The sequence below is a fragment of the Dyella sp. ASV21 genome, from assembly GCF_016428975.1.
In the GTDB taxonomy this organism is placed as follows: domain Bacteria; phylum Pseudomonadota; class Gammaproteobacteria; order Xanthomonadales; family Rhodanobacteraceae; genus Dyella.
Map to the genome: position 1 here is coordinate 32,455 of NZ_JAELTT010000037.1, position 9,717 is coordinate 42,171.

The 9,717-nt window shown below is 65.0% G+C and carries 9 protein-coding genes; 3 read left to right on the forward strand and 6 right to left on the reverse strand.

Going from position 1 to position 9,717, the window contains the following annotated elements:
• Positions 1-88: 88 nt before the first annotated feature.
• Both JHD67_RS13375 and def read right to left on the reverse strand, forming a co-directional pair.
• On the reverse strand, positions 89-2,077 hold the full coding sequence (locus tag JHD67_RS13375; protein ID WP_199099761.1) for an oligopeptide transporter, OPT family: 1,989 nt from the start codon (positions 2,075-2,077) through the stop codon (positions 89-91).
• Between the two features lie 264 nt (positions 2,078-2,341).
• The gene (def, locus tag JHD67_RS13380) at positions 2,342-2,881 is read right to left on the reverse strand and encodes a peptide deformylase (RefSeq protein ID WP_199099742.1); all 540 of its coding nucleotides are present in this window, start codon (positions 2,879-2,881) and stop codon (positions 2,342-2,344) included.
• Between the two features lie 204 nt (positions 2,882-3,085).
• Between def and JHD67_RS13385 the strand changes: the two genes are divergently transcribed.
• The 3 genes from JHD67_RS13385 (at position 3,086) to JHD67_RS13395 (ending at position 6,016) form a co-directional block, all read left to right on the forward strand.
• Positions 3,086-5,161 carry a carbon starvation CstA family protein gene (locus JHD67_RS13385; protein ID WP_199099744.1) on the forward strand — a complete coding sequence of 692 codons (2,076 nt, stop codon included), beginning with the start codon at positions 3,086-3,088 and terminating at the stop codon, positions 5,159-5,161.
• 11 nt (positions 5,162-5,172) lie between these two features.
• Positions 5,173-5,367 carry a YbdD/YjiX family protein gene (locus JHD67_RS13390; protein ID WP_199099746.1) on the forward strand — a complete coding sequence of 65 codons (195 nt, stop codon included), beginning with the start codon at positions 5,173-5,175 and terminating at the stop codon, positions 5,365-5,367.
• Positions 5,368-5,509: 142 nt separating this feature from the next.
• Positions 5,510-6,016 (forward strand): DUF2127 domain-containing protein, encoded by a 507-nt coding sequence (locus tag JHD67_RS13395; protein WP_199099747.1) that lies wholly within the window; start codon positions 5,510-5,512, stop codon positions 6,014-6,016.
• Between the two features lie 51 nt (positions 6,017-6,067).
• On the opposite strand, the gene JHD67_RS13400 is transcribed toward JHD67_RS13395, so the two are convergent.
• The 4 genes from JHD67_RS13400 to JHD67_RS13415 form a co-directional block, all read right to left on the reverse strand.
• Positions 6,068-6,967, reverse strand: coding sequence for a DMT family transporter (locus tag JHD67_RS13400; protein WP_199099749.1), 900 nt, complete (start codon positions 6,965-6,967; stop codon positions 6,068-6,070).
• Positions 6,964-7,875 carry a glycosyltransferase family 2 protein gene (locus JHD67_RS13405; RefSeq protein WP_343214362.1) on the reverse strand — a complete coding sequence of 304 codons (912 nt, stop codon included), beginning with the start codon at positions 7,873-7,875 and terminating at the stop codon, positions 6,964-6,966. The genes JHD67_RS13400 and JHD67_RS13405 overlap by 4 nt, the downstream gene beginning before the upstream one ends.
• A gap of 81 nt (positions 7,876-7,956) precedes the next feature.
• Positions 7,957-8,670 (reverse strand): DUF3488 domain-containing protein, encoded by a 714-nt coding sequence (locus JHD67_RS13410; protein ID WP_199099751.1) that lies wholly within the window; start codon positions 8,668-8,670, stop codon positions 7,957-7,959.
• A 78-nt stretch (positions 8,671-8,748) separates the two neighbouring features.
• Positions 8,749-9,717: phosphoribosylformylglycinamidine synthase subunit PurQ (locus JHD67_RS13415; RefSeq protein WP_199099753.1), on the reverse strand; the 969-nt coding region annotated here is incomplete at its 5' end.

Genomic DNA, 9,717 nt, shown 5'->3' on the forward strand with positions numbered 1-9,717 from the left:
ATAGCCGGTCAGGATGCCTTGCTGTTCGATCGTGGCACGTGGGGATGACATTTGGTCGCGGCCGCTTCAGGCAACCGCGACCCCGAAATCAGGATTTGGCGCCCAGCCCGTTGGCCATCCGTGCCACCCAGCGGTACATCACGAACACGATCGCCACAAAGGCAACGCCGCCAATCCACTGCGCCGCAGCCGCGAAGTTCGGGCCAACCAGTGCGAGCGGCGCCTCCGGATTGCTGAAGCCCAGCCTGTCTGCGAAGGCCACAATGGCCGCAATCAGCACACCGATCACGCTTTCGCCCACGATCAGACCCGAGGCCAGGAGCACGCCCAGCTGCTTGGTGCTTTCCGGCTTGGCCGAACGATCCGCGCGGCGGTCGAAGTACCAGCCGACGATCGAACCCACCACCACCATCAGCGTGCTCACGGTGGGCAGATAAATACCCAGGCCCACCGCCAGCGGCGGCAGGCTCAGATGCTTGGTGGTACGGCGGAGCACTTCGTCCACCACGATGATCGCCACGCCGATCCAGATACCGGTGACGATCAGGCTCCAATCGATATTGTTGGTGATTACGCCCTGCGCCAGCGCCGAGATCAGACCCGCCTGCGGGGCGGGCAGTGCATGCGGACCCGCACCGGCCACGCCGGCAAAGCCGTACGCGTGATTGAGCAGATCCAGCACCGGCGGAATCACCGCCGCACCCGCCACCACACCCACCACCAGCGCCACCTGCTGGCGCCACGGCGTGGCGTCCACCAGTTGGCCGGTCTTAAGGTCCTGCAGGTTGTTGTTGGCGATGGCCGCCACCGTGAACACGACCGAGGTGATGAACAACGCGAAGGCCACCAACGCCTTGCCCGCAGACGGGTCCACATAGGGCTTCACAAAAGCCACCAGCAGCAACGCCGCGGCGATCACCACCAGAATGCCCACACCCGACAGCGGACTGTTGGACGAGCCGATCAAACCGGCCATGTAGCCGCACACGGTGGATACGAAAAAGCCCATCAACACCACGAACGCCACGCCGCCGATGGCCAGCACGCCCAGGTGGTCGCCCAGGCCGCTGATCGAGCCGAAATAGCCCAGCAGCCAGGCGATCGGAATAAAACAAGCCAGCGTGATCAGGCCAACGATACCGATCGGGATATCACGCTCGGTACGCGGCAGGCTGTCTGCGTTGCCGGCCTTGCGCACGCGCGAGGCGGCCATGGCGCCAGCAAGCCCGCTGATCACCGGCTTGACCAGCTTGGCCAGGGTCCAGATGGCCGACACGCCGATCGCGCCGGCACCGATAAAGCGCACCTTATGGCTCCAGGTGCCTTGCGCCAGATCAGCCACCGTGGCGCTCATGTCGCCCAGCAGGGAATAGTGCGGCACACCCCAGCCCCAGCCGATCAGCGCGCCGATCAGCATGGCGACACCCACCGACAGGCCCACCAGGTGGCCAATGGCGAACAGCGCAAAGGAAAGGTTGAAGTCAAAGCCGCTCACCGCGCCCTTGTTGCCCACGCGGAAGTAGGACACCACATCGCTGGCGAACACCTGCGTGGCGACCACCACGGCGAACACCGCCGAGACGATCGAGCCCCACAGCACCGCCAGCAAACCGGCCTTGCCCTCTTCCACGCTGCTGGCGTTGGCATCGTCACCGCTGCCCACCTTGAGCACCTCGGCGCAAGCCAGGCCTTCCGGATACGGCAGATCGGAGTTGGTCACCAGCGCGCGACGCAGCGGGATGGAATACATCACACCCAGGATGCCGCCCAGCGCGCACACCGCGAACGAGGTCCAGAAGGGGAAGCCGTTCCACCAGCCAATCATGATCATGCCGGGCAGCACGAAAATGATGGACGACAACGTGCCCGCCGCCGAGGCGATGGTCTGCACGATGTTGTTTTCCTGGATGGTCGAGTCCTTGAACCCGCGCAGCAAAGCCATCGAGATCACCGCGGCGGGGATCGAGGTGGCAAAGGTGAGGCCGGCTTTCAGGCCAAAAAAGACGTTGGCCGCGGTGAACACCACCGTGATGATCACGCCGAGGATAAGACCGCGGATGGTCAGCTCTTTGCGCATATCGGCGCTGGGATGGTTGCCGCTCACGAGTGCTTGCCCGTCATGTTGGTGATCTCCCCTGGTGATGCATGGCTACGACTGCCTGCCGGTCGGCGGGCCAGCGCGTAGGGTTGCGGGATTCGCGCCTGGACGCAACGGGTTACTGCGCGGGGCATCGCGAGCGGCTCGGCTGGCCCCTTTTCGGCAGCCGGCACCGGGCAGCCCCGGCCGTGGCGTGCGGGCGCCTCTGCGCCCCCTCCCCGTGGGGAGAGGGCGCCGTGCCGCTTAGTCGTCCGCTCCGGGGTCCATGCCCGGAAACAGCACTTCGGTATAGCCAAACTTGCTGAAATCGGTGATGCGCGAGGGATAAAGCCGGCCGATCAGGTGGTCGCATTCATGCTGCACCACGCGAGCGTGGAAACCCTCCGCGGCACGGTCGATGCGCTCGCCCTTGGGGTCCACGCCCTGGTAGCGGATCAGCGTGTAGCGATTGACCGCGCCGCGCAGGCCGGGCACGGACAGACAGCCCTCCCAGCCCTCCTCCATATCCTGCGAGAGCGGGGTAATCAGCGGATTGAGCAGGATGGTGCGTGGCACCGCGGGCGCGTCCGGATAACGCTCGGAGCGGTCAAAGCCGAAGATCACCAGTTGCAGGTCCACCCCGATCTGGGGTGCGGCCAGACCCACCCCACCAGCGGCATGCATGGTGTCGAACATGTCAACAATCAGCGCGTCCAGCTCGGCGCTGCCGATCATTGCGTCCGGCACCGGTGGTGCCACCCGCAGCAGGCGGGGGTCACCCATTCTCAAAATCTCGCGAATCATGAAAAACCTCACCTGATCGGCCACTTGGCCTTTGCCGGGGAGCGGCAACGGCGACTTGCCAGTGTACGCATCCGGCCGATACGGCGGCTGTACAAGCCGGCCGTGGGTATTCGACCAATAGCTAACGCAAGAAAGAGAATAATGCCATTGACCCCCGGGACGACGGGGACGACCCTTTCTCTGGACTGTCCAGGAGCGAACCGCATGTCAACCGTCGTCGTTAAACCCAGCCCGGCAGGCAAGATCCTGTGGGCCGCCATCGCCATCGTGGGCGCGTGGTGCCTCGGCGTTGTGGCCTTGCGCCGTGGCGAACCCATCAACGCCATCTGGCTGGTAGCCGCCTCCATTTCGGTCTTCGTGATCGGCTACCGCTTCTACAGCAAGTTCATCAACGACAAAGTGTTGCGCATGGACCCCAGCCGAGCGACCCCGGCGGTGCTGCGCAACGATGGCCTGGATTACGTACCCACCGACAAGTGGGTGGTGTTCGGCCATCACTTCGCCGCCATCGCGGGCGCGGGCCCGCTGGTGGGCCCGGTGCTGGCCGCGCAGATGGGTTATCTGCCTGGCACGCTGTGGATTCTTTTCGGCGTGGTGTTCGCCGGCGCGGTGCAGGACTTCATGATCCTGGGCCTGTCAGTACGGCGCGACGGCCGCTCGCTGGGCAACATGCTCCGTGACGAGCTGGGCAACACCGCTGGCGTGGTCGCCATGTTCGGCGTACTGGTGCTGATGATGATCGTGCTGGCGGTGCTGGCGCTGGTCGTAGTGAAGGCGCTGACGCACAGCCCGTGGGGCACGTTCACCGTGGCGGCCACCATTCCGATCGCGCTGCTGATGGGCGTGTACCTGCGCTACGTGCGCCCCGGCAAGATTCTGGAAGTATCGATCATCGGTCTGGTGCTGCTGCTGGGCTCGATCTGGTTCGGCGCCCATGTCGCCGCTTCGCCGACGTTGTCGGCCGTATTCGACTTCGACGCCAAGTCGCTGGCCTGGCTGCTGATCGCCTACGGCTTCTGCGCCTCCGTGCTGCCGGTGTGGCTGCTGCTGGCGCCGCGCGATTACCTGAGCACCTTCCTCAAGATCGGTACCATCCTGCTGCTGGCGCTGGCGATTTTCCTGGCCGCGCCGACGTTGCAGATGCCGGCCGTCACCAAGTTCATCGACGGCACGGGCCCGGTGTTCCAGGGCAACCTGTTCCCCTTCCTGTTCATCACCATCGCCTGCGGCGCGGTGTCGGGCTGGCACTCGATCATTGCCTCGGGCACCACGCCCAAGCTGCTCGCCAACGAAGGCGAGGCCCGCATGATCGGTTACGGCGGTATGTTGATGGAGGCCTTCGTCGCCATCATGGCGCTGGTGGCCGCTACCTCGCTGCACCCGGGCGTGTACTTTGCGATGAATTCGCCGGGCGCACTGATCGGCACCACCGCCCAGGAAGCGGCCACCACCATCAGCCAATGGGGCTTTGTGGTGACGCCCGATGAGCTGCTCACCACCGCCAAGAACATTGGCGAGTCGACCGTGCTCAGCCGCGCCGGCGGTGCGCCGACACTGGCGGTGGGCATGGCCCAGCTGCTGCACCGCGTCGTTCCCGGCGAAGGCATGATGGCCTTCTGGTACCACTACGCGATCCTGTTCGAAGCGCTGTTCATCCTGACCACGGTGGATGCGGGCACGCGCGTGGGCCGCTTCATGATCCAGGAGATCGCCGGCCTCATCCACAAACCGCTGCAGCACACCGAGTCATGGACCGGCAACCTGCTCGCCACCGCGATCTGCGTGGGTCTGTGGGGCTATTTCCTCTACCAGGGTGCGGTGGATCCACTGGGCGGCATCAATACACTGTGGCCGCTGTTCGGCATCGCCAACCAGATGCTGGCCGCGGTGGCGCTGATGTTGGCCACGGTGGTCACGGTCAAGCTCAAGCGCGAGCGCTATGTGCTGGTGCCTGGCATTCCCGCGATCTGGCTGGTGATATGCACGCTCACGGCGGGCTGGGAAAAACTCAGCGGCCCGATCAGCTTCACCGCCGCCGCCAACAAGTACGCAGCCGCGGCCGCCGACGGCAAGCTGCTCGCGCCCGCCAAAACCGTGGAAGAAATGCAGCGCATTGTCACCAACAACTATGTGGATGCCGCCCTCACCGGCGTATTCATGTTGCTGGTGCTGAGCATGCTGGGCTTTACGATCAATGCGATCGTCAAGGCCTGGCGTATCAACCACCCCACGGCCCATGAAGAGCCGTACGTGGCCCTGGGAAGGGTGCCCAGCCGTTGAGGAGGGCGATCATGAAAACGACCCTGCAAGCCATTCGCAAGTGGGCGGTGCAAACCGCCCGCCTGTGCTGCGGCATTCCGGACTACGACGTGTATGTGAAGCACCTGCGCGACCACCACCCGGAGCGCCCGGTGCCCAGCTACAAGGAGTTCTTCCGCGAGCGGCAGATTGCTCGCTACAAGGGCACCGGCGGCCGCTGCTGCTAAGCACCGGCGATTCACAGCAAGGCCATGCCTCGCGCCCCGGGGCATGGCCTTTCTTGTGTCTGAACGCAGCACTGGGCTTTCGCTGCCATTCCCTTCATCATCGGGAAGCCACCCTGCTCCATCCTGCCCACCGCGCTTCTCCATGACCGAACATCACCTCAGTCAACCCACCTCCGAGATCGAAGCACAACACAGCCTCGGCTTGCGCATCATCGCCATCTACAAGGCGGTGAAGACCGTATGCCTGATCCTGGTCGCGGCCTTCGCCTTTCACCTGGATCGCGCACAGAACTTCGAAAAGCTGGTGCATTGGCTGGAGCACCTCTCGCTCACCGACAGCAATGGCCTGCGCTGGCGACTGGTGGAACTGCTGCAGCAGATGGGGCCGAGCAAGTTCGTGGCTATCGGGCTGGTGGCGCTGGCTTACGCGGCGATCTTCGCCACCGAAGGCATCGGCCTGTGGCTGCGCAAGCACTGGGCGGAGTGGTTCACCGTGGTCGCCACCGGCTCGCTCATCCCGCTGGAACTGTACGAAACGGTGCACAAGTTCAGCTGGTTGAAGCTGGGAGCATTGGTGGCGAACGTGGCCATCGTGGTGTATCTGGTGCGCATCGCGATGCAACCGCGGCCGCCCAAGGTACGCAAGTAAGGTCGGCTCAACGGGTTCAAACGGTTGGCACGCGCACCAGCGCGTGAGCCGTCACACTTCGTGATGCAGCCCTTCCGCCGTCACTGCGCTGCTGCGGGGAGCGAGTTCCACCAGGTACATGGCGGCCAGCACCAAGGCGCCGCCGGCGAGCATGCGCCAGGTGAGTGCATCCTGGCCGAAGCACACCGCGAAGCCTGCGGCGAACACCGGTTCCAGCGTCATCACGATGGCTGCGCGCGTGGCCGAAAGATGGGCTTGCGCCCAGGTCTGCATCAGCATGGCGCCCGCGCCAGCCGCGAGCGCCATGTAGAGCACGGCCAACCATGCGCCACCGTCCGGCGGGAGCTGCGGCCCCTTGGGCAAAGTGGCGAGCACGCAAACCATGGCGATCACCAGCATCTGCACGGTAGACAAGGCAAACGCACTGCCCGGCCGCGACCAGTTGCCCAGCCCCACGATATGCAAGCCATACAGCGCGGCGGAGGCTAACGTAAGCCACACGCCATAGCTGATGCTCAAGCCATGCAGCGCCAACAAAGCAAGGCCGCCGACCGACAGCAGCACGGCGATCCAGGTGACCGACGGCAAACGCTGGCGCAACAGCACCGTGCCGAGCAGCGGGGTGAACACCACATACATGCCGGTGGCAAAGCCACTGATGCTGGCCGAGGTATGTTGCAGCCCGGTCGTCTGCAGCAGTTGCGCCACGCCATACACGGCCCCCAGCACAATGCCTTGCAGCCACTCCCGGCGACTGAGGCGCATCAACGGTCGATGGAATACCAGCACCATCGCCGCCGCTGCCACCGCGAAACGCACCGCCAGAAAGTCGGCCACGGCCATGCGCGCCACCAGATCCTTGATCAGGAAAAAGGTGGAACCCCAAATAGCGGTAACGGCGATCAGCCCCAGGGTCGCCAGCGTGCCGGCGCGCGATTGCCTGTCGCTCATGCGGCCTGCGTTCCTCCGGCGAGCTTGCGCTTGAACAAGCGCCACCACTGGCCGGGAATCTGCAGCAGAAAGTGCATCCACAACCCCAGCCACACCACGGTGCGCAGCAGGAATCCGGATGCGGCCGGGTCGTACTTGCGGAACCAGCGCCACATGCCGCGATGCTTATGCCAGCTCACGAAGACGGGGCGGTGACGGCTGGAGCTGCCCTTGCCGTGCAACACACGCACATCGCCGGCCAGCAGCACGCGATAACCTGCGTTGCGCACGCGTCGGCACAGGTCCAGATCTTCACAGTGCAGGAAATACGCTTCGTCAAAACCGGCCAGGTAATTGAACACGCGGTGCGGCATCAACATGAGCGCACCGGACACGGCCTCGGCCTCGAGCAGTTGCGCGGGAATCGGTCCCTCGACGTTTACGCCTTCGCCCGAGCGCCCGAACATCGTATTGAGCGCGCGCCGCAATAAGGGGTCACGGCGATAAGACGCCGGATCGGCCACACCCAGTTCATCGCATACCACGGCGCCAAGCACGCCTGCGCGAGGTTGCGCGGCAAGGGTGACCAGCAGCTTCTGCAGCGTGGCGTTGTCGATCAGGCAATCGGGATTGAGCACCAGCAGCGACTTGCCCTGGGCCTTGGCGGCACCGCGATTCACTGCAGGCCCAAAACCCAGGTTGGCGCGGTTGTACATCACCTGCAAGCGGGCATCGCCCTCATGCGCACGCGCAATGGCCTGCGGAATGCCGTCCTTGGAGGCATTGTCGACCAGGATCATTTCCAGGGGCGTATCGCAGGCAAGCACGCGCCGCACGCAATCACGCAACGTGGGGCCACTGTCGGCCGCCACCACGATCACACTGACCGGCAACACCGAAGACAAGGAGGGAGCAGTTTCCGTATTCACCGGGAGAAGTATGCGCGAGACCGTGGTTTTCCAAAACGGGAAAGACGCCCCATAGACGTCTTCATGGTGTGCGGGCTGAAGCTATCGCCCCGATCCCAGCACTTCGTGAATCGGCGCGGGCACGCCATCGACTCCCTGCGACAGCCAGGGCTGTTCGCCTTCCCAACCATACAGCTCCCAGCCGACCAGGCGATGCAGGTGATCGCCGCGCCTATCCCACAGGATATCGCCGCGCCCTTCCGGCAAGCTCGCCACGAACCAGCGACCGCCGGGGCCGAAGCAGCAACGGGGACTGGCCTGATCGATCACCCGACCCTCGCCAAACACGTAACGTCCCCTGCCCTCGCTCGCCGGCTCAAAACGTGCCGGCTCGCCGTGCGGGTCGACGAACGGCCCGGTAACTTCGCACCAATCGACGGGCAGCAATTCGATGATGCAAGCCGGCGGCCCCACCCGCGCCATCGCCAGTTCGCGCCACTCCGCCGTCGCCACGCCAGCCGTGGCACGACGCACGCGTCGATCGAGCAGCGATTCCAGCAAGGCAACCAGCGAAAACCCCACCAGCGCGCCCAGCAAAGCCGCACCCCAAGCCAGCACGTCACCGCCCAGTGCCCGCTGCAAGGCGAACAACACGCCCGGCAAACCCCACCGAAGACCACGACGACACCACTCCGCGCGATCGGCATAACGCCGGTCAAAGTACACCGCGCCGGCCACCAGCACACACAACACCATGGCGCCAACCCACCAGGGCAACAGCCCCAGCAAGCCGATCCATGCCACCGCCGGCAGCATGCGAGCGCACCAGCGGGACAGCGGTGAGACCACGTCAGGCCCGCGCCTCAGACACGGACCCGACGTAATCGCGATGCATTAGCCGCACCACACCCGTGCGTTGCGGAACATGCGCATCCACGGCGAATCTTCGCCCCATTTCTCCGGATGCCAGCTCATCTGCACGCTGCGGAACACGCGCTCGGGATGCGGCATCATGATGGTCACGCGACCATCCGCGGCGGTGAAACCGGTGAGACCGCCCGGCGAACCGTTGGGGTTCAGCGGGTAGTCCTCGGTGGGCTTGCCGCGGTTGTCCACGTAACGCAGCGCACCGCCCGCCTTGGACGGGCTGCAGCTGTACGGGAAGTTCACGCGACCTTCGCCGTGCGCCACCGCCACCGGGATGCGCGAGCCGGCCATGCCCTTGAAGAAGATGCTGGGCGAATCGAGCACTTCCAGCGTGGCCACGCGCGCTTCGTATTGCTCGGAAGCATTGCGCAGGAACTTCGGCCAATGCTGCGCGCCCGGAATGATGTCCTTGAGCTGGCTCATCATCTGGCAGCCGTTGCACACGCCCAGCGCGAAGCGCGAGGCGTCGGCGAAGAAGGTGCTGAATTCCGCGCGCAGGTATTCGTTGTACAGAATGGACGTGGCCCAGCCACGACCCGCGCCCAGCACGTCGCCGTAGGAGAAGCCACCGCACGCCGCCAGACCACGGAAGTCGGCCAGCTTGATGCGGCCGGCGGCGAGGTCGGACATATGCACGTCCACCGCCTCGAAGCCGGCGCGGGTGAACGCGGCGGCCATTTCCACCTGACCGTTCACGCCCTGCTCGCGCAGCACCGCCACACGCGGCTTGGCGCCCTTGGCGATGTACGGCGCGGCGATGTCGTCGGCCGGCTCAAAGCTGAGCTTGGGGCTGATGCCCGGATCAGCATCGTCCAGGCGCCACTCGTTCTCGGCGTCGGCCGTCAGCGGGTTGTCGCGCAGGCGCTGCATGGCGTGGCTGGTTTCGTTCCACGCGTCGAACAGCGTGCGCCAATTCCACTTGAACAGCGTGTCGCC